Origin of the sequence: Dactylosporangium siamense (assembly GCF_016862795.1) — a bacterium.
Classification (GTDB): domain Bacteria; phylum Actinomycetota; class Actinomycetes; order Mycobacteriales; family Micromonosporaceae; genus Dactylosporangium; species Dactylosporangium siamense.
Genome location: NZ_BONQ01000065.1, coordinates 1 through 19,212, shown reverse-complemented (window position 1 = coordinate 19,212; position 19,212 = coordinate 1). Strand labels below are relative to the sequence as shown.

Here is a 19,212-nt window from a genome sequence, read left to right as displayed (position 1 = left end):
CAGCAATGGGTCAGGCGCCCGGAGCGGAGTGAGGACGCATGACCGGGCAGCGGAGCGTCTCGGGCCGGTCGTCGGGGGCTCAGCAGGATTCAGGGCGGCGCCGGAGCGAAGCGGAGGTGGCGTCATGACCCACACCGTCGTCAGATACACCCCCGTCGAGCTGGCGAAGCTGCTGCGGCAGCCGGCGCCGACCCCGCAGCAGGCCGCCGTGATCGCCGCGCCGGTCGAGCCGCTGCTCGTCGTGGCCGGCGCCGGCTCCGGCAAGACCGAGACGATGGCCGCCCGGGTCGTCTGGCTCGTCGCCAACGGGCACGCCCGGCCGGAGCAGATCCTTGGCCTCACGTTCACCCGTAAGGCCGCCGGCGAGCTGTCGCACCGCATCCGGCAGCGGCTCGGGCAGCTGGTCCGCCGGCTCGGCCGGGACGACCTGATCGCGGGCGAGCCGACGGTGGCCACCTACCACTCCTACGCCGCCCGGGTCGTGCGCGAGCACGGGGTGCGGGCCGGCTTCGAACCCTCCACCCGGCTGCTCACCGAGGCCGCGTGCTGGCAGCTGGCCGATGCCGTCGTGCGTGGCTACGACGGCGACATGACCGCCGTCGCGTCGGCGCCGTCGACCGTCGTGGACGCGGTCCTGCACCTCGCCGGCGACCTCGCCGAGCACCTGCGCGCGCCCGAGGACGTCGCCGCCTGGACCGGCCGCTTCTTCGCCGAGGTGAGCGCCAAGACCGGCAAGATGGCCAAGCCGGTGCGTGACGTGCTGTCCCGCCAGCAGGCCCGGCTCCAGCTGCTGCCGCTGATCCGCCAGTATCAGGAGAAGAAGGCGCTGCTGGAGGCCATGGACTTCGGCGACCAGCTGTCGAGGGCGGCCCGGGTCGCGCTCGAGCACCCCGAGGTGGGCGCGGTCGAGCGGGACCGGTTCCGGGTGGTGCTGCTGGACGAGTATCAGGACACCAGCCACGCCCAGGTGGTGCTGCTGCGGTCGCTGTTCGGCCGGGGCCACCCCGTGACCGCCGTCGGCGACCCGTGCCAGTCCATCTACGGCTGGCGCGGCGCCTCCGCGGGCACCCTGGAGCGGTTCCCGGCCGAGTTCCCGACCGGGGCCGGGGAGCCGGCGGCCGAGCTGAGCCTCACCACCAGCTGGCGCAACCGGCCCGAGATCCTCGACGTCGCCAACACGATCTCCGCCCCGCTGCGCGAGCACGGCGCCCGCGTCGCGGAGCTCGCCCCCGCCGACGTCCTCGCCGAGCCGGCGTCGACCGCGACGGTTCACTGCGCGCTGCTCGACACGTATGCCGAGGAGGCCGCCTGGATCGCCGACCGCGTCGTCGCGTCGTGGCGGCTCGCGGCGAAGGTGGACCCCGAGACGTTCCCCCTCGACATCCCCGTCGACGACCGGCCCACGACCGCGGTACTGGTGCGGACCCGCGCCCAGATCCCCGCCCTGGAGAACGCGCTGCGCTCCCGCGGCCTGCCGGTCGAGGTCGTCGGCCTGGGCGGCCTGCTGGACACGCCCGAGGTCCGCGACGTGGTCAGCGTCCTGCGGGTCCTCGCCGACCCCGCCGAGGGCGCCGCCCTGCTGCGCATCCTGACCGGCCCGCGATGGCGGATCGGCCCGCGTGACCTGGTCGCGCTGTACCGCCGGGCCCGCTCCCTCGCGGCGGCCCGCCGGTCCGGCGCAGGCGACGACGAGCCCGCCCTCGCCGACCGGCTCGACGAGGCCGTGCTGGTCGAGGCCCTCGACGACCTCGGCGACCCGGCGGCGTTCTCGGCGCCCGGGTTCGCCCGGTTCACCGCGCTCGGCACGGAGCTGCGCCGCCTGCGCCGGCGCCTGGACCAGCCGCTGCCGGACCTGGTCGCCGACATTGAGCGGGCCACCGGCCTGGACGTCGAGGTCGCCGCCCGTCCTGGGGACGCCGGGCTGGCCAGGGGCCACCTCGACGCGTTCAGCAACATCGCGGCCCGGTTCGCCACCGAGTCCGAGGGCGCCACCCTCGGCGCGTTCCTGGCGTTCCTCGCCGCCGCGGAGAACGAGGAGCGCGGCCTGGCGCCCGGTGAGGTCGAGGTCGTCTCGGGCGCGGTGCAGATCCTCACCGCGCACGCCGCCAAGGGCCTCGAATGGGACGTGGTGTCGGTCGCCGGCCTCTGCGTCGACGTGTTCCCCGGCGCGAGCAACGCCGGCGACCACTGGCTGCGCGGCCTCGGCGTCCTGCCGTTCCCGCTGCGCGGCGACAGCGGCGGCCTGCCGGTCCTGGACCTGTCGGCGGCGCCCGACGTCAAGGGCGTGGTCCGGCGGCTGGAGGTCTTCACCGCCGACTGGCGCGACCACGACGTGCGCGAGGAGCGCCGGCTCGCCTACGTCGCGGTCACCCGCCCCCGCCGGCTGCTGCTGGCCAGCGGGTACTGGTGGGGCGACGGCGTCAAGCGCGCCCGCGGCCCGTCGGTCTTCCTGGAGGAGATCCGCGAGCGCTGCGCGGCCGGCGCCGGCCTGGTCGACGTGTGGACCGAGGCACCGGCCAGCGACGCGCAGAACCCGACGGCGCAGAACGTCCCGAGCGCGAGCTGGCCCGCCGACCCGCTCGGCCTCCGCCGCCCGCTGCTGGAGGCCGCCGCGGCGCTGGTCCGCGAGGCCGCCGCCGCCCTCGCACCCCCGGACGAGACCGCCGCCCTCGCGCCGACGGATGAGACCGCCGCGGACGATGCCGCCGCGGATGTGACCGTCGCGGACGAGACTGTCGCGGACGAGACTGTCGCGGACGAGACGGTCGCGGACGATGCCGCCGCGGATGTGACCGTCGCGGATGTGACCGTCGCGGGTGAGGCCGCCGGTGAGTCGACGGATGTGACCGTCGCGGGTGAGGCCGCCGGTGAGTCGACGGATGAGACCGTCGCGGACGAGGCAGCCGCCGGAGCGCCGGCGGAGGAGCCCATCGCTGCCCCGGCACCCCCGGATGAGGTCGGTGCGGTGCCGGGTGAGATCGGCCCGGGGGCCGTCGGGCCCGGGTCCGCCACCCCGGAGGCCGCCGGACCGGAGTCCGGCGGGACGCTGGGACCGGGTGCGCCGGCGGTGGGCGTACCGGCGGCGCAGCGAATCGAAACCGGCGCGATCGAGCGGATCGAGTGGCCCGACGTGGTGTCGGGTGACGGCTCCGGCCGGCGGTGGGCAGCCGAGGCCGACCTGCTCCTGGCGGAGCGGGCCCGGCTCACCCCGCAGCTCAACGCCCCCGTCGACGTCGCGCTGCCCGGGCACCTGTCGGTGTCACAGCTGGTGGCGTTGCGCCGCGACCCGCAACGGCTGGCCCGGTCGCTGCGCCGGCCGCTGCCGTCGCGGCCGGACCCGTACGCCCGCCGGGGGACCGCGTTCCACCACTGGCTGGAGCAGCGGTTCAAGGCCGAGCGGCTGATCGACCTCGACGAGCTGCCCGGCGCCGCCGACGAGGGCGCCGCGCCCGACGAGGCCCTCGCCGACCTCCAGGCGCGCTTCCTCGCGGGGGAGTGGGCGGACCGGGTGCCGCTGGACGTGGAGGTGCCGTTCGCGTCCGTCGTCGCCGGGGTGGTGGTGCGGGGAAGGATGGACGCCGTGTACGCGTACCCCGACGGGCGCTTCGACGTCGTGGACTGGAAGACCGGCGCCCAGCCGGCCGGCACGAACGCCGTTGCCGCCGCGGTGCAGCTCGCCGCGTACCGGCTGGCCTGGTCGGAGCTGAAGGGGGTGCCGCTGGAGCAGGTCGGCGCCGCCTTCTTCTACGTCCGTGACGGCGTCACCGTCCGCCCCGCCGACCTGCTGGATGAGGAGGGTCTGCTCGCGTTGATCGCCACGCTGCCCGCGGCCTGATCGACAGCAAGGTCGCGTCAAGCTTCCGACACCTCGCTGTCCACGGAACCTCGCCGTCCTCGAAGCTGTCCAAAGGGCATGCGGACGGGCATGCGAGGGGAAGTGCGCAGGATGCAGACATCGCCGACGCGCGAGGTCGCACTGGTGGTCGGGATGGCCGCCGCCGGGGTGCTGACCGCGGCCCTGATCGTCATCGGACCGGTGGCCGCCGCCGATGCCCCGAGATATCCGCAGGTCACCGACGTCCGGACGCCGGTGCACCCGCAGCCGTAGCGGTTTTTGGCAGACTGGCCCCGGGCTGCGACACTTGCTCCTGAGATGACCGAGCAGCATTCACCGTGGGCTCAGCCGGACACGCAGGTCGTGCTGGCGCCCGTCGGGCCGGCGCCGACGATTCAGCGCGCGGCCGAACTGCCGCGCGCCGCGCCGGGTTACCGGTCGGGCCGGGTCTCCGGGATCGGCGTGCCGCCGATCGTGCCCCCGCCGTCGTGGCCGACCGGTGGCGGTGGCAGCGGTGACGACGACGACCCGGTCAAGCGCAACAAGCGCATCCTGAAGCTGCTCAGCGGCGGTGCGATCGCGGTCGTCGTGATCGGCCTGGTCGTCATCCTCGTGTCGCTGATGACCGGCAACGCCACCACCCCCGGCGGGCTGTTCGACAACCGGGCCGACGGCCCCAGCGACACCCGCCCCGAGCTGGCCCGCCGCTGCCCGCCGCCGACCATCCCGCCCGAGCTGCCCCCGGGCGGCGCCGAGGTGCCGGCCGGCCCGCGGATCACCGACCCGGAGTCCGGGATCTCCTACAAGGAGTACGGCGACCCGTGGCGGCCGTGGGACCAGGCCTGGTCCGACGCGGGTGAGCTGAAGGTCAACTACCGGACCGGCCAGCACTTCGTCACCGAGCCGAACTACGCCGGCTCCAGCGACTACCACGCGACGATCCTGTCCGGGCACGTCCCGGCGGCGGTCAACGACGGCATGGTGCTCGACCTCAAGTGCGTCGGCGACCAGATCGCCGCCGACGTGCGGGTCAGCTTCTATCCGAAGAACAACCAGCTGGAGCAGATCTCCGCCAAGGACCTGACGCTCGGTGGCCGTCCGGCCCGGCTGCTGAAGTTCCGCCTGCACTTCTCCCAGGCCGGGCTGAAGGCGACGAGCGAGCTGGTGTCGATCGCGCTCATCGACCTCGGCAAGCCCGAGGCGGCCATCCTGTACGTGTCGATTCCGGACACGCACCGCCAGTTCGACTACATCGCCGACGAGGCCCCGGAGTCGGTCCGCCCGCTGTAACCATCATGAGACCCGGCGGCCGGGCCGCCAACTGGCGTTGCTTGCGTCGATCCGTCACGCTAGCGCGATGAAAAAGGCCGCGCTGGTTGTCGGAGTCGTGCTCGCGCTCCTCCCGGTGAGTCCGGCGTTCGCGGACGGCATCCGTGACGATCAGTGGCACCTGCAGTACCTGCGGGTGAGCGAGGCCAACGAGAAGACCCGCGGCGAGGGGGTCACCGTCGCGATCGTCGACAACGGCGTGGACCGCAACCACGTCGACCTGACCGCGAGCGTGCTCCCGGCGATCTACACCAACGGCGGCCTCACCGCACCGGGTGACCCCGACGGCCACGGCACCGCGCTCGCCGGCCTGATCGCCGGGCAGGGGCACGGCGCCAACCGGCAGCACGGGGTGCTGGGCATCGCGCCCGGCGCCGACATCCTGCCGGTGGTCCTCGGCAGCCCGGTCACCCCCGACCCGACCGGTGCCCGCACCGTCACCCCCGACCAGCTGGCCGAGGGCATCGAGCTGGCGACGGTGCGCGGCGCGAAGGTCATCGTGGTGGGCTACTCCGTGGGTGGCAGCGAGCGGCTCGCGCAGGCGGTGCGGGAGGCGCAGGCGGCCGACGCGATCATCGTCGCCGCCGACGGCAACCGGGCCGGCGAGGCGTTCGAGCCCTACCCGGCGGCGTATGACGGGGTGCTCGCCGCGGTGCCGCTGTCGCACGACGGCGACGTGCTCGTCACCTCCGACAGCGGCCGGCGGCTCGGCTTCGGGGTGCCCGGCGAGGAGATCATGACCACGAACGCGGGCGGCGGGTACCGCGTCGACGCGGGCAGCGCGTCCGCCGGCGAGCTGGCCGCCGTGGTGGCGCTGGTGCGCGCGGCGTATCCGAAGCTGCCGGCCGAGGAGATCGTCCACCGGCTGTCCGTGACGGCCGTCGACGCCGGGAGCACCGGCGTCGACCCGGTGTTCGGCGTCGGCCGGATCGACCTGGTGCCGGCGCTGACCAGGACGATCCCGCTGAAGAACCCGCCGAAGCCGTCCGCGGTGCCCTCACCGTCCGCGGCCGCGTCGGCGTCCGTCGCCGCCCCGGTCGCCGGGCCCGCCGAGGCCCGGTCGCGGGGCCGGCTCGGATGGCTGCTGAGCCTGCCGCTGATCGCGTTCATCGGCGTTCTGCTCTGGTACGCACTGCGGGCCGAACACCGCCTGCGGCGCTCCGAGTCGGCGGTCGCCTCGGGCGAACAGCGCGCGACGGGATAGATTCGGTGGGTGCCTCGTCGTAGTCCCGCTGTGCGGATCCCCGCGTCCAAGTATCCCGTCGAGCGCCTCACCCTCCCCAACGGCTTACGGGTGGTGCTCACGCCCGACCGGGCCGCCCCCGTCGTCGGCGTCGCGGTCGTCTACGACGTCGGCATCCGCTCCGAGCCGCAAGGGCGCACCGGCTTCGCCCACCTGTTCGAGCACCTGATGTTCCAGGGCTCGGAGAGCCTGGAGAAGCTGGCCCACTTCCGCTACGTGCAGGGCTCCGGCGGCACGTTCAACGGCTCGACCCACTTCGACTACACCGACTACTTCGAGACGCTGCCGTCCAACGCGTTGGAGCGGGCGCTGTTCCTCGAGGCCGATCGGATGCGCTCACCCCGCCTGACCGAGGAGAACCTGCGCAACCAGGTCGACGTGGTCAAGGAGGAGATCCGGGTCAACGTGCTCAACCGGCCGTACGGTGGGTTCCCCTGGCTGCGGCTGCCGCCGGTCATGTTCGACACGTTCGCCAACGCCCACGACGGCTACGGCTCCTTCGACGACCTGGAGTCCGCGACCGTCCCCGACGCCGCCGACTTCTTCGACCGGTACTACGCCTGCGGCAACGCGGTCCTCGCGGTGTCCGGCGACTTCGACGTGGCGACCGCGACCGCGCTGATCGAGCGGCACTTCGGTGACGTGCCCGCCCGCCCCGCGCCGACCCGTCCCGACTTCGCCGAGCCCGACCTGACCGCGGAGCGCCGCTCGTCCTACGAGGACCGCCTCGCCCCGCTGCCGGCGGTCGCTGCGGCGTGGCGGGTGCCGGACCCGATCAAGGACCTCGAGGGCTACCTGCCCTACGTGGTGCTCGCCGAGGTCCTCACCGACGGCGACGCGTCCCGGCTGGTGGAGCGCCTGGTCCTGCGGGACCGAACGGTGACCAGCGTCGGCGGCTACATCGGGTTCATGGGCGAGCCGTTCGCGGTGCGCGACCCCACCGCCCTGGTCCTGCAGGCGCACCTGCCCCCGGGCGGCGACGTCGACAAGGTCCTGCGCACCGTCGAGGAGGAGTGCCAGCGCATCGCCACCGACGGCCTGGCCCCCGACGAGCTCAGCCGCACCCAGGCCCGCATGGCCACGCACCTGCTGCGCGACACCGACGCCGTGCTCGGCCGGGCCCTGCAGATGGCGGTGCTGGAGCAGCAGCGCGGCGAGCCCGAACTGCTCAACCAGCTCCACACGCTGATCGGTGGGGTCACCGAGGAGCAGATCATCGCCGCGGCGGCCGAGCTGGTCCCGTCGCGCCGCGCCGCGGTCGAGGTCATTGCCGGAGGAGCCAAGTGACTGCCGAAACCCTGCCGCGCAGCATCCCCGTGCTGGGGCCGAACCGCCCGCTGAAGCTGCCCAAGACCGTCGAACGGACCCTCGACAACGGCCTGACCGTGATCGCGCTGCGCCGCTCGTCGGTGCCGCTGGTCGAGGTCCGGCTGCGGGTGCCGTTCGCGAAGGCGCACCTCGCCCGGGCCGCGCTGCTGACCCAGACGGTGCTGTCGGGCACCACCACGATGTCGACCGTCGACATCGCCGCCGAGCTGCAGAAGGTCGGTGGCGGGCTGTCCGCCGGCGCCGACCCCGACCGGCTGCTGATCTCCGGCAACGCCCTCGTCGGCGGCCTGGACCGGCTGCTGGACCTGCTGGCCGAGGTGCTCACCGACGCCAACTACCCGGCCGAGGAGGTCAGCACCGAGCGGGCCCGGCTGGTCGACCGGATCCGGGTCGCGCAGAGCCAGCCGAGCCACCTCGCGCGGGCCGCGCTGCTGAAGCGGATGTACGGCAAGCACCCGTACGCGATCCAGACCCCGGCACCGGAGCAGGTCGAGGCGGTCACCCCCGGCACGCTGCGGACCCTGCACGCCGAGCGGCTGCACCCGGCCGGCGCGACCCTGGTCATCGTCGGCGACATCGCGCCGGAGAAGGCGATCGCCGCGGCCGAGCGGATGCTGTCGAAGTGGGACGGCGCCGGTTCGGCGATCGAGCTGCCGCCGACCCCGGAGCTCAGGCCCGGGCCGCTGACGCTCGTCGACCGGCCCGGCTCCGTGCAGTCCTCGCTGCGCCTTGCCCTGCCCGCGGTGTCCCGGCGGCACCCGGACCACGCCGCGCTGCAGCTGGCCAACCTGGTGTTCGGCGGCTACTTCTCCTCCCGCTGGGTGGAGAACATCCGCGAGGACAAGGGCTACACGTATGGCCCGCACTCCCTCGTCGAGCACGCCGTCGCCGGTTCGGCGCTGGTCGTCGCCGCCGAGGTGGCGACCGAGGTGACCGGTCCGGCGATGCTGGAGACGCTGTACGAGCTCGGCCGGCTGGCCAGCCTCCCGCCGAAGGAGGACGAGCTGGAGCAGGCCCGCCAGTACGCGCTCGGCACCCTGCAGCTGGGCATGTCCACGCAGGCGGGGCTGGCCGGGCTGGTCTCCACCTACGCGGGCTTCGGGCTGCGCCTGGACTACCTGGCCGAGCACGCCGCCCGGCTGGCCCGGGTCAGCCGGGAGGACGTGGCGGCCGCGGCCGCGCAGTACCTCGCGCCGTCCCGGATCGCCGCCGTCGTGCTCGGCGACGCGGCGCAGATCGAGAAGCCTCTGGCCGCGCTGACGGCGGTCACCCGAGCGGCGTCATGAGGCGTGCAGGGTCGGGCCGGCGCCGCAGCGCAGCGGAGGCGGCGGCGTGACCGACGTGTCCGCCGCCCGGCCCGGCCCTCCGCTCGCGCGGGGCGTGCTGGACCGGGCGGCGCACCGCCGCACCGACGCCGACTGGCTCGCCGAGGCGTGGACCCGCTCCCGGGTGCTCGTCGTCGACGACGGGCACGTCCTGGTCCGCGGCGACGACCCGCCGGAGCTGGTGCTGATCGACCCGGCCGACGCGCCGCAGGGGGAGCGGTTCTTCCTCGGCGAGGACACCCGTGAGGACGCCGGCGGCAGCGTCTACTTCGCGGTCGCCGCGGACGTGACGGTGCTGCCGGACACGCGGCGGGCCAACCTGCGCCAGATCGGGCACGCACTGCCGGACCTGCCGGCCGGGCTGTTCATCACGGCCGTCGGGCTGGCCAACTGGCACTCGCGGCACCCGTACAGCCCCCTCAGCGGCAAACTGACGGTCCCCGCGCAGGCGGGGTGGGTGCGGACCACCGAGGACGGCGCCGAGACGCTCTGGCCGCGCACGGACCCGGCGGTGATCATGCTGGTGCACGACGGCGTCGAGGGGCCGGACGGGTGCTGCCTGCTGGGCTGCAACGCACAGTGGCCGGCGGCCGGCGGGATCCGGCGCTATTCGACGCTCGCCGGGTTCGTCGAGCCCGGGGAGTCCGCGGAGATGGCGGTCGCCCGGGAGGTCCTGGAGGAGGTCGGCGTCGTCGTCGGCGACGTCACCTACGTGGCGAGCCAGCCATGGCCGTTCCCCGGCTCGCTGATGCTCGGCTTCCACGCCACGGCGGAGGTCGGCGCGCCGATCGAGGTCGACCCGACGGAGATCCTGGAGGGACGCTGGTTCTCCCGTGCCGAGATCGCCGCGGTGCTGGACGGCGACTCCCACGCCTTCGGCCTGCCGTTCCCCGCGTCGATCGCGCACTACCTGATCACTGAGTGGCTCGGCTGATCAATTCGCGGTGCCACTGGGCGCACCAGCGGTCGAGGACCCCGGCGGCGTGGGCCGGGGTCACCTCGCGGATGTCGTGGTCGATCTTGTGCGCGCCGAGCGCCTGCGTCGGGTGCCAGCCCAGGTCGCGCCACAGCGCCTCCTCGGCCACCCCGCCGGCCGGGTCGACCGACCGGCGCAGCAGCGACAGCGGCGCCTCCAGGGTCGTCTCGCCGTCGAGCCGGACGAAGTACGTGACGAGCACCCGCGGCGCCGGCGGCGGGCCGGCCCGCCACGCCCTCAGCGCGTCGTCGGTCAGCCTCGCGTCCGGCTCGGGCGCGGCCGCGCGGTAACCGCCGCGCTGGATGTGCCCCAGGAGGTCCTCCTCGGGGGCGAGCCCGCGGTCGAGGACCTCGGCGACGAACCGGTCGGGCCACAGCCACAGGCCGTCGGTGTGCAGGACGCCGGACCCGCGCCCGATCGTGGTCCCGCCGGACAGGTAGTCGGCGATGCGCCGGCGGCGTCCCGGGTCGGCCACCCGCGGCCGCTCGGGCGCGTGGTAGCCGCGGGCGTCCAGGGCGCCGCCGACGGCGAAGTCGCGAGCCACCCGCATGCCGGTCACCGTAGTGAGCCGGCAGCATGCTGTGAAGGGTCAGTTGCTGACCGCGTTGGCCAGCTGCGCCTTCACCTGGACGATCGTCGGGTTGGTCAGGGCCGTGCCGTCGTCGAACTTCAAGGTCGGCACGGTCTGGTTGCCGCCGTTGACGCTCTCCACGAACTTCGCCGCCGCGGGGTCCCGCTCGATGTCGACGACCTGGTACTGGATGCCCTCACGGTCCATCTGCGACTTCAGGCGGTGGCAGTAGCCACACCACGTGGTCGAGTACATCGTCAACATCAGACGGTCTCCTCCGTACGGTTCTCGGTAGGTACTTCGGCGGAAACGTCATACCCGGCTGGAATGATGCCTACCTGTGGCGGACTCCTCAAACCCACTCGCAGGTCTTGACCCGGAGCAGGCGGCCGTGGTCACCGCTCCGGCCGGCCCCCTGTGCGTCCTCGCGGGCGCCGGCACGGGCAAGACCAGGGCGATCACGCACCGCATCGCCCACCGGGTCCGGGCCGGGCACGTCCGCGCCCAGCATGTGCTCGCCGTCACGTTCACCGCCCGGGCCGCGGCCGAGATGCGGGCCCGCATCGGCCAGCTCGGCGCCGGTGGGGTGCAGGCCCGCACGTTCCACGCCGCGGCGCTGCGCCAGGTGCGCTATTTCGCCCCGCGGCTCTTCTCCGGCCGCGAGATGCCCGAGCTGCTGGACAGCAAGGCCCGCCTGGTCGGCCTCGCCGCCACCCGGGTCGGCGTCAAGATCGACGGCACCGGCGCCCGTGACCTCGCCGGGGAGATCGAGTGGGCCAAGTCGTCGCTGATCGAGCCCGCCGACTATGCGGTCGCCGCGGCCAAGGCGCTGCGCGAGCCGCCGTTCGACGCGGCCAGGGTCGGCGAGGTCTACGCCGCCTACGAGCGGGTCAAGCGGGCCCAGGGCGTGATCGACTTCGAGGACATGATCCGGGCCGCGATCTGGGCCATGGAGGAGCACGAGGACGTCGCGCAGCAGATCCGCTCGCAGTATCGGCACTTCGTCGTCGACGAGTATCAGGACGTCAACCCGATGCAGCAGCGGCTGCTGGAGTCCTGGCTGGGCGACGGCGAGGACCTGACCGTGGTCGGTGACGCGAGCCAGACGATCTACTCGTTCACCGGCGCCAGCGCGTCCTATCTCGTCGACTTCAAGCGCCGCCACCCCGCGGCCACCGTGGTGCGCCTCATCCGGGACTACCGGTCGACCCCGCAGGTCGTCGGCCTCGCCAACACCGTGATCGGCCAGGCCCGCGGCGAGCTGGCCCGGTTGCGGCTCGAGCTGGTCGGCCAGCGCCCGCCCGGCCCTGAGCCGACCGCGCGCGCGTTTCCCGACGAGCCGCAGGAGGCCGCCGCCGTCGCCGCCCGCTGCCGCGAGCTGATCGCCGCCGGCACCCCGGCCGAGGAGATCGCGGTGCTGTTCCGGGTCAACGCGCAGTCCGAGGTCTACCAGGAGGCCCTCGCGGAGGCCGGGGTGCCCTATGTGGTGCACGGCGCCGAGCGGTTCTTCGAGCGGACCGAGGTCCGGCAGGCGATGATCGCGCTGCGGGTGGCGACCCGGTCCCTGCCGCCGGACGCGCCCCTCGCGGAGTCGGTCGGCCACGCCCTGGAAGGCGTCGGCTGGCGGCCCGCCGAGACCCCGGCCGGCGGCGCCGCCCGGGAGAAGTGGGAGGCGGTGGCGGCGCTCGTCGCGCTCGCCGAGAGCATGCCGGCGCTGTCCCTCGAGGCGTTCAACGAGGAGCTGGCGCGCCGCGCGGCGCTGCAGCACGTGCCGACCGTCGCCGGGGTGACCCTGTCGTCCCTGCACTCCGCCAAGGGCCTGGAGTGGGACGCGGTGTTCCTGGTCGGCCTCGCCGAGGGCACGATGCCCGTCATCCACGCCCGCACGCCCGACGCGGTCGAGGAGGAGCGGCGGCTGCTCTATGTCGGCGTCACCCGGGCCCGGCACACGCTGTGGCTGTCCTACGCCGGGGCCCGCGCGCCCGGCGGCCGCCCCCGGCGGGCCAGCCGGTTCGTGCCCTTCCTGGAGCCCGGCCGGGCCTACGAGCCCGGCCGCCGCCCCGCCGGGAACGCGCGGCCGGGCATCGGCAAGGTGGAGGTCGTGGCCCGGGTCCGGCGCACCGTCGCCGTCTCGTGCCGGGTCTGCGGCGCCGGCCTGCTCAGCGGCCCTGAGCGCAAGCTCGGCCGGTGTGCGACCTGCCCGGCCGACCGTGACGAGGAGCTCCTCGCCAGGCTGCTCGACTGGCGGGCCCGGCTCGCCGCCGTGCAGAAGGTCCCGGCGTTCGTCATATTCACCGATGTCACGCTCGCCGCGATCGCCGAACGGCGCCCGGGGCGCCGTGAGGAGCTCGCCGTGATCGCCGGGATCGGCCCCCGGAAGTTGGGGCTCTATGGCGACGACGTGCTCGCGCTGGTGTCCGGCAAGACCGTCGAGGACCTCGTCGGCAGCGACTGAATTCGATGCGCAAAAAAGTGACAAGAACTTTTCCCGGAAATTCGGTTGCCCTAGTCTGAAGCGGCGACATAGCCTGCGAACACGAACGCCGGAGATCCGGCAGTCGACCCATGACGAGTGTGGAGAGAAGGTGCGACCCGTGAAGCTCTATATCTCAGACGAGCAACAGCTGGCGTTGCGCGCTCTCTGTGTCTCGTCCCCGGTGTCGGCACGCCGTGTCCCGCCGCCGTCAGTTTCGGTCCTATGGCAGGAGTCTGCCGTCAGAGGTGCCTTTACGGGCGTCACTGTCGCGCCTGTCCGGGCCCGCAAACTGTCCGCCGCCGAGATGTCGGCCGTCTCCCTGATTCCGACCGCTGCCTCCGCTCCGGCTGCCGCCCCGTCCGCGTTCTCCGCGGTCACGGGTGGCGTCGCGGCCCTGGGCGACGTCGAGGTCGCGGGCGGCGTCGAAATCCAGGGCGGCACGGCGACCGGCGGCTCCATGGGCGCCGATCGCCTCGGCGCCAGCACCGTCCAGCATGTCCGCACCGTTGAGCAGGTCCCCGCCGTTGGCGTGGCGCTGCTCGACCGGCGAGGAGTCCAGGTTCAGGGGACCAGTGGGCTCACCGCGAATGACAAGCACGACCTGACGGCTCCGAAGCCCAACGGCGGAGTCCGCGGCATACCACCTCGAGGCAGGCCGGTCTAACAGACCGACCAACCGGCTCACCTCGAGGCCGCGGAATCCCATACCGGGAATCCGCGGCCTCAGTTTTTTGCACCGACGATCACCACCAAACGATCGAGAAACAGAAAGGGGTGACCGGGATGAGCCTGGCCTTGGCATCGCGTGATGTGCGCGTTGAGTCGGGTGTCGACGAGCGTCTCCTTGTCGCTGCTGCGCGAGGCGTGAAGTCCGACCTGCCGTGCCGCACCTTCGACCCGGACCTGTGGTTCGCTGACTCGCCGGCCGAGCTCGAGCTGGCCAAGTCGCTCTGCGTGGAGTGCCCTCTGCGCGTCGAGTGCCTTGCCGGTGCGATCGAGCGCGCCGAGCCCTGGGGTGTCTGGGGTGGCGAGATCTTCGAGCGCGGTGCGGTGGTTCCGCGGAAGCGTCCGCGGGGTCGTCCGCGCAAGGAGGACGTCGCTCGCGACGCCGTCCTGCGGGTCGAGGTCGCTGCTCGTACCGCCGCCGTTGCCGCAACCGTGGCGGCCTGACATGAGCGCACATCCGTTGCCAGCCAGCCGAGGTCTGCGCGCCGCGCAGCCGACCCGGCTTCAACTCACCGAAGTTCGCACCATTCCTATGAGGAGCATTTCCGTGTCTTTGCAACTACTCCACGAAGCACTCTCACGAGCGCGAATGCGTCAGCCTCAGGCTGTCCGTCACTCTGAGGCTTCTTCGTCCGCCCGTCAGATCGCGATGCGCGCCCGCCGTGAGCAGGAGCGTCAGCTGACCCGACACTGATCCGAACGACCACGCAACAGGGCGGGTCCCCCGATCGGGGCCCGCCCTTCGCGCTGCCGTGGAACGGCCTTCGGCGGGAAGGCCGATCGGGCCGTGCCTCGAGATCGAGGTCGTCCCGTGGCCGCCAGTCCCCGCCGTTGATCGCGGTCCGGTTGATCGAACTACTCGGCCTTGCGCCGGCGGGGCTTCTTCGCCAGGTCCTTCGGCTCCGCGAAGCCCGGCAGCCAGCGCTCGATGATCTCCCGGTACGGCGCCTCCGCCTCCAGCTGGCACAGCACGCCGATCGAGCCGAGCGTCACCCGGTGGGTCAGCATGTAGGACGGCGGCAGGTTGAGCTGGCGGCTCATCGCATAGGCCGGGCTCTTCGGGTTGGCGAGCCGGCCCGCCTCGGCGCGCAGCCACGCCCGGCTGAAGCGGAACTTCGGCTCCGCGACCGGGTCCAGCATCGGCCTGATGTAGCTCAGCACCGCCGCCGCGTCGATCTTCGCGTCGCGTTTGACGAACCCCTCGTCCTGCAGGCCGCTGAGGACCGCCTCGGCGTCGCCGGCGAGGGCGAGGCGGGTCAGCCGGCCGATCACCTCGGGATGGCCACCGGGGAGTCGGGCGACCGCACCGAAGTCGAGCACCCCCAGCCGCCCGTCGGGCAGCATCCGGAAGTTGCCCGGGTGCGGGTCGGCGTGCAGCAGCTCCACCCGGGCGGGCGCGGAGAAGTGCAGCAGCGCCATCCGGGTCCCGGCGGCGTCGCGTTCCTCGACCGTGCCGGACCCGATGATCGTCGACAGCGGCACGCCCTCGATCCACTCCGTGACGAGGACCCGCGACGAGGACTTCAGGACCTGCGGCACGCAGATGTCCGGGTCGCCGTCGAACGCCGCCGCGAACGCGCGCTGCGAGGTCGCCTCCAGCTCGTAGTCCAGCTCCTCGGTGACGCGGTCCCGGATCTCCTGGACGAGCGGCTTCACGTCCAGGCCGGGCTGGATCGCCTTGAACAGCCCCGCGAACCGGGCCATCTGGTTGAGGTCGGACCGCAACGCCTCGCCGGCGCCCGGATACTGCACCTTCACCGCCACCTCGCGGCCGTCGGCCCAGACCGCGCGGTGGACCTGGCCGATGCTCGCGGCGGCGGCCGGTTTGTCGTCGAAGTCCTTGAACAGGTCCCGCCAGCCCTCGCCCAGCGACTCGTGCAGCACCTTGTGCACGCTCGCGGCCGGCAGCGGCGGCGCCGCCTCCTGCAGCTTCGTCAGCGCCGCCCGGTAGGGCCCGGCGAGGTCCTCCGGCAGCGCGGCCTCGAAGACGGACAACGCCTGCCCCATCTTCATCGCACCGCCCTTGAGCTGCCCGAGGACGCTGAACAGATGCTCGGCGGTGCGGCGCTGGACGTCGGCGGACACCACATCGGCGGCCATGCCGGTCACGCGCTTGCCAAGGCCGAGCGCGGCCCGCCCGGCCAGCCCGAGAGGCAGCGACGCCAGTCGTGCGGTGCGGGCGACGGCGCTCTTGGGGATCTCGGTCACACGTCATTCTTACCCGTTCATGGCGGTACGACGACGGCGACGGCAGTCACAGCGGGGATGTGCCACCCATTCCCGCCGTCTCAGCTCACCGGCGCGAGGGATCTCGACGATCGCCGCCTCGGTCCGCGAGGCCGTCCCGTCGAGGAACGCGAGCACCTCGTCGGCGGCGAACGCGACCCCCGCGAGGGCCGTCGCGGACGCGCACGGCTCCCCGTCGCCGGGCGGTGCCGTGGCCAGTTGCGCGGCGAGCACCGGCCAGATCGGGTCCCGGTCGCGCCGGTGCAACTCCAGGCAGGCGCGGCACGGGGAGCCGGTGGGGCGCACCAGAGGACCGACGAGCACCGTGCCGAGCCGCACGGTCAGCTCCAGCCGCGGCAGGCCCGCCAGCCGCAACCCCCGCTTGGCCAGCGCCGGCGGGTGCCGGTCGCCGACCCGCACCACGAGGTCGACGTTGTCCGTCCGGGCCGCCGACAGGTCCGCGCCCGGGGCGAACCTGGCCACGGCGCTACCGGTCGCGACCGCCCTGGACACTCCGACGTCATCGACGAGCAGACCGCCGACCAGGACGTCCGCGGCTCCGGTGACCCCGTCGACGACCGGGTCGACGTGACCGACCCCGCTGGCCGCGAGCAGCGCCGCCAGCGGAGCGAGCAGCGGTCCGTCTCCGGCCAGGACGACGCGGGAGGTGTACCGACGGCGTAGCACGTCAGCGGGAGCCCCCTGGCTCCTCGACGGCTCGGTGCGCAGCCGCAGCGCGATCGCGGCGGCCTCGACGCTCAGCCGGCGGTGCACCCGCTCGGGCAGGCCCACCGGGACCAGCGCGTGCGCGGCGACGACGAGCCCCACGTCCCGCAGGGTCTGCACGAGGCCGAGCACCTCCGCCGAGGCCAGCCCCAGCGCCTCACCGGCGGCGAGGACCGCGGGCTCGGTGTGCGCGCCGTCCAGCAGGTCCAGCACCCGGGCCAGCTCCGGCCGCCGCAGGTGCAGCACGACGGCGCCGGCAGGGTCGGTGCCGAGCTGGACGGTGGACGCGTCCCGCCACAGGCGGCGCAGGTTCGGCAGGAGTGTCGGTCGCATGACCGGCGAGACTGCCACCGGCGCGGCCTCCGGCCGGGGTGGTTGTCCACAGGGATATCCACCGCCGGCCGGACTTATCCACAGCCAGCCGCCGAGTTGTCCACAGCGAAAGGTGCAAACGCTTCATACCGCGCGGGCCAACCTTGCTGCTCTGAGCGCGACGATCTCGGGGCTCACGCGCCGGGCGGGGGGCGGCGAGGAGCCGATGTGTACGGCCCGGTGACGGCGGCCGTGCCTGCCTGCGTGTTTGCGGTTGTGCCTGCCTGCGTTGCGGCGGTCAGGCCTTGCCGAGGATCCGGTTGACCGTCGTGCCACAGACCGGGCAGGCGCCCTTGGCCATCTTCATGCCCGTCTTCGAGATCGCGATCTCGCCCTCGAAGTCCCGCTTCTCCTTGCACTTGACGCAGTAGCCGTTGTACGTCTCGGCCACGATGCCCTCCTCATCTCGGTCCGGTGCACGCACCGGTGCTGACCAGCTAGGTCGACGTGGTGAGTGTGCCTTGTCGGACACTCGGGGAAAGTGCGGTAAGACGGGACACGCCGAGCGTAATCGGAAGATCTTCCTCTAACCGCACGCTACACACTATGCACAGCCTGGGGATAACTGTGTGGGCAACGGTGTGGGTTGCTGTGGATGAAATGCCGCCGAGTGGCCCTACCAGGCCCGACGAGCGCAGGAATCTTTCCGGCGAGCCGCCACGAATGGGTGACATACGGGCGCCCTCCGCGAGATTGGGCCTTGCGGAGGGATGGCCGTTTCCAGCTAGCGTGCCTCCGTGAGCGGTACCCTGAGGGGGCCGGCATGACGACACGTAAGCCGGTCATCGAGGTGCGGCGCAGCAAGCGCCGCCGTCGCACGGTGTCTGCCTACCGTGATGGTGAGCGGGTCGTCGTGCTGATCCCCGCGCAGTTCTCCCGAGCGGAGGAGCGCGAGTGGGTCGATCGAATGCTGGAGCGCCTCGCCGTCCGCGAACAGCGGGCCCGACGCACCGACAGCGAGCTGACGGCCCGGGCGCAACGTCTCGCCGCCCGCTACCTGCCCGACCACCCGCACGCCGCCCGGCCGACCAGCGTGCGCTGGGTGCAGAACCAGAACGGGCGCTGGGGGTCGTGCACGCCGGCAGACGGTACCATCCGGATCTCGCACCGGGTTCAGGAGATGCCGGACTGGGTGATCGACTACGTGCTGCTGCACGAGCTGTCACATCTGGTCATCGCCAACCACAGCGCCGCCTTCTGGGCGCTCGTGGGCCGCTATCCGAAGTCGGAGCGGGCGCGGGGGTATCTTGAGGGGGTGTCAGCGGCAGCAGGTCTTGGGATCACTGAATGACCGACCCGGCCGTCTCAGCGGCGGTGATCGTGCTGCTCGTGCCGACCCCGTGGTCGCCGCCCGGCATCGACCCGTCCTCGTGGCGGGCCGCGCTCGCCGAGGACGTCGTCGACCTGGTCGCCCCGCTGCCGCTCATCCAGCCGGCGATCGCCGCGCTCACCGCTGACCTGCCGCTCGCCTCGAAGATCGCCTGGCCGAGCATGCCGCAGTACGAGCTGCCGTCCCTGTCGATCCGCGCCGCCCTGTCGGCCGCCGCCGCCGACGGTCACGAGCGGGCCGTGGTCCTCATGGCCGACGCCCCCGACCTCCCGGCGATGCTCATCGGCAAGATGATCCGCCCGCTGTCCACCCGGACGGTCGCGGTCGCCCCGGCCGCCGGTGGGGGCCTGCTGGGCGTGGCGTGCCGCCTGCCGGTGCCGTCCTGGCTGCCCGACCTCGACCCCGGGACCGGCGACGTGGTGACGGCCCGCCGTCCCGCTCCCGAGCCGACGATGGTCGCCGCGGCGCCGGGCTGGCACCGCCTGCGCGGTCCGGAGGATCTGCGGCACCTGGACATGGGCCTCGACGGCTGGGACGCCACCCGCTCGCTGCTCTCCTGACCGGCTGGGGTCGCGCGAAGCGCGAGGCGGGCCGACTGGGGGCGGGCAAGGTGCTGCGGCAGGCCGGCGATCGTGGAACTTCCACGGGAGCGGGTCGCGTGACCGGTGTTTTCCGCGCACGTCGCGCCCCGGATTCGACCTTGTCGCGATGTTCGAGGACTGGCTCTGGCCGCGCCGCGAGGACGGGC

17 protein-coding genes are annotated in these 19,212 nt (G+C 73.3%); 12 read left to right on the top strand and 5 right to left on the bottom strand.

Going from position 1 to position 19,212, the window contains the following annotated elements:
* Positions 1–124 precede the first annotated feature (124 nt).
* From Dsi01nite_RS21535 to nudC, 7 genes are all read left to right on the top strand, one after another.
* Positions 125–3,835: an ATP-dependent helicase gene (locus Dsi01nite_RS21535; RefSeq protein WP_203848013.1), complete on the top strand. Its 3,711-nt coding sequence runs from the start codon at positions 125–127 to the stop codon at positions 3,833–3,835.
* A 111-nt stretch (positions 3,836–3,946) separates the two neighbouring features.
* Positions 3,947–4,108: a hypothetical protein gene (locus Dsi01nite_RS21530; RefSeq protein ID WP_203848012.1), complete on the top strand. Its 162-nt coding sequence runs from the start codon at positions 3,947–3,949 to the stop codon at positions 4,106–4,108.
* A 45-nt stretch (positions 4,109–4,153) separates the two neighbouring features.
* Entirely contained in the window at positions 4,154–5,125 is a 972-nt protein-coding gene (locus tag Dsi01nite_RS21525; protein ID WP_239136061.1) for a hypothetical protein, read from the top strand.
* Between the two features lie 67 nt (positions 5,126–5,192).
* Positions 5,193–6,368, top strand: a complete 1,176-nt coding sequence (locus Dsi01nite_RS21520) for a S8 family serine peptidase (RefSeq protein ID WP_203848011.1) — start codon at positions 5,193–5,195, stop codon at positions 6,366–6,368.
* Between the two features lie 30 nt (positions 6,369–6,398).
* Complete coding sequence (locus Dsi01nite_RS21515) at positions 6,399–7,694, top strand: M16 family metallopeptidase (protein WP_203848015.1); 1,296 nt, start codon at positions 6,399–6,401, stop codon at positions 7,692–7,694.
* Positions 7,691–9,022, top strand: a complete 1,332-nt coding sequence (locus Dsi01nite_RS21510) for a M16 family metallopeptidase (RefSeq protein WP_203848010.1) — start codon at positions 7,691–7,693, stop codon at positions 9,020–9,022. The genes Dsi01nite_RS21515 and Dsi01nite_RS21510 overlap by 4 nt, the downstream gene beginning before the upstream one ends.
* Before the next feature lie 55 nt (positions 9,023–9,077).
* Positions 9,078–9,995 (top strand): NAD(+) diphosphatase, encoded by a 918-nt coding sequence (nudC, locus tag Dsi01nite_RS21505; protein WP_203848014.1) that lies wholly within the window; start codon positions 9,078–9,080, stop codon positions 9,993–9,995.
* Here the strand turns inward: nudC and Dsi01nite_RS21500 are convergent.
* Entirely contained in the window at positions 9,976–10,587 is a 612-nt protein-coding gene (locus tag Dsi01nite_RS21500; protein ID WP_203848009.1) for a hypothetical protein, read from the bottom strand. The genes nudC and Dsi01nite_RS21500 overlap by 20 nt on opposite strands.
* A gap of 39 nt (positions 10,588–10,626) precedes the next feature.
* A complete protein-coding gene (locus Dsi01nite_RS21495; RefSeq protein WP_203848008.1) occupies positions 10,627–10,872 on the bottom strand; it encodes a mycoredoxin in 246 nt (81 codons plus the stop codon).
* Between the two features lie 76 nt (positions 10,873–10,948).
* Between Dsi01nite_RS21495 and Dsi01nite_RS21490 the strand changes: the two genes are divergently transcribed.
* From Dsi01nite_RS21490 to Dsi01nite_RS21480, 3 genes are all read left to right on the top strand, one after another.
* A complete protein-coding gene (locus Dsi01nite_RS21490) occupies positions 10,949–13,063 on the top strand; it encodes an ATP-dependent DNA helicase UvrD2 (RefSeq protein ID WP_203848007.1) in 2,115 nt (704 codons plus the stop codon).
* 139 nt (positions 13,064–13,202) lie between these two features.
* Positions 13,203–13,748, top strand: a complete 546-nt coding sequence (locus tag Dsi01nite_RS21485; protein ID WP_203848006.1) for a hypothetical protein — start codon at positions 13,203–13,205, stop codon at positions 13,746–13,748.
* 119 nt (positions 13,749–13,867) lie between these two features.
* Entirely contained in the window at positions 13,868–14,254 is a 387-nt protein-coding gene (locus Dsi01nite_RS21480; protein ID WP_203848005.1) for a WhiB family transcriptional regulator, read from the top strand.
* A gap of 411 nt (positions 14,255–14,665) precedes the next feature.
* On the opposite strand, the gene Dsi01nite_RS21475 is transcribed toward Dsi01nite_RS21480, so the two are convergent.
* From Dsi01nite_RS21475 to Dsi01nite_RS21465, 3 genes are all read right to left on the bottom strand, one after another.
* Complete coding sequence (locus Dsi01nite_RS21475; protein WP_203848004.1) at positions 14,666–16,018, bottom strand: ABC1 kinase family protein; 1,353 nt, start codon at positions 16,016–16,018, stop codon at positions 14,666–14,668.
* A gap of 9 nt (positions 16,019–16,027) precedes the next feature.
* Positions 16,028–17,095, bottom strand: a complete 1,068-nt coding sequence (locus Dsi01nite_RS21470) for a TOMM precursor leader peptide-binding protein (protein WP_203848003.1) — start codon at positions 17,093–17,095, stop codon at positions 16,028–16,030.
* A 277-nt stretch (positions 17,096–17,372) separates the two neighbouring features.
* Positions 17,373–17,528, bottom strand: coding sequence for a DUF5679 domain-containing protein (locus tag Dsi01nite_RS21465; RefSeq protein WP_425516560.1), 156 nt, complete (start codon positions 17,526–17,528; stop codon positions 17,373–17,375).
* Between the two features lie 369 nt (positions 17,529–17,897).
* Here Dsi01nite_RS21465 and Dsi01nite_RS21460 point away from each other — a divergent pair, with 369 nt between their 5' ends.
* Both Dsi01nite_RS21460 and Dsi01nite_RS21455 read left to right on the top strand, forming a co-directional pair.
* Entirely contained in the window at positions 17,898–18,425 is a 528-nt protein-coding gene (locus Dsi01nite_RS21460) for a M48 metallopeptidase family protein (protein ID WP_203848002.1), read from the top strand.
* Positions 18,422–19,024 (top strand): hypothetical protein, encoded by a 603-nt coding sequence (locus Dsi01nite_RS21455; protein ID WP_203848001.1) that lies wholly within the window; start codon positions 18,422–18,424, stop codon positions 19,022–19,024. Before Dsi01nite_RS21460 ends, Dsi01nite_RS21455 begins: the two co-directional genes overlap by 4 nt.
* Positions 19,025–19,212: the final 188 nt, after the last annotated feature.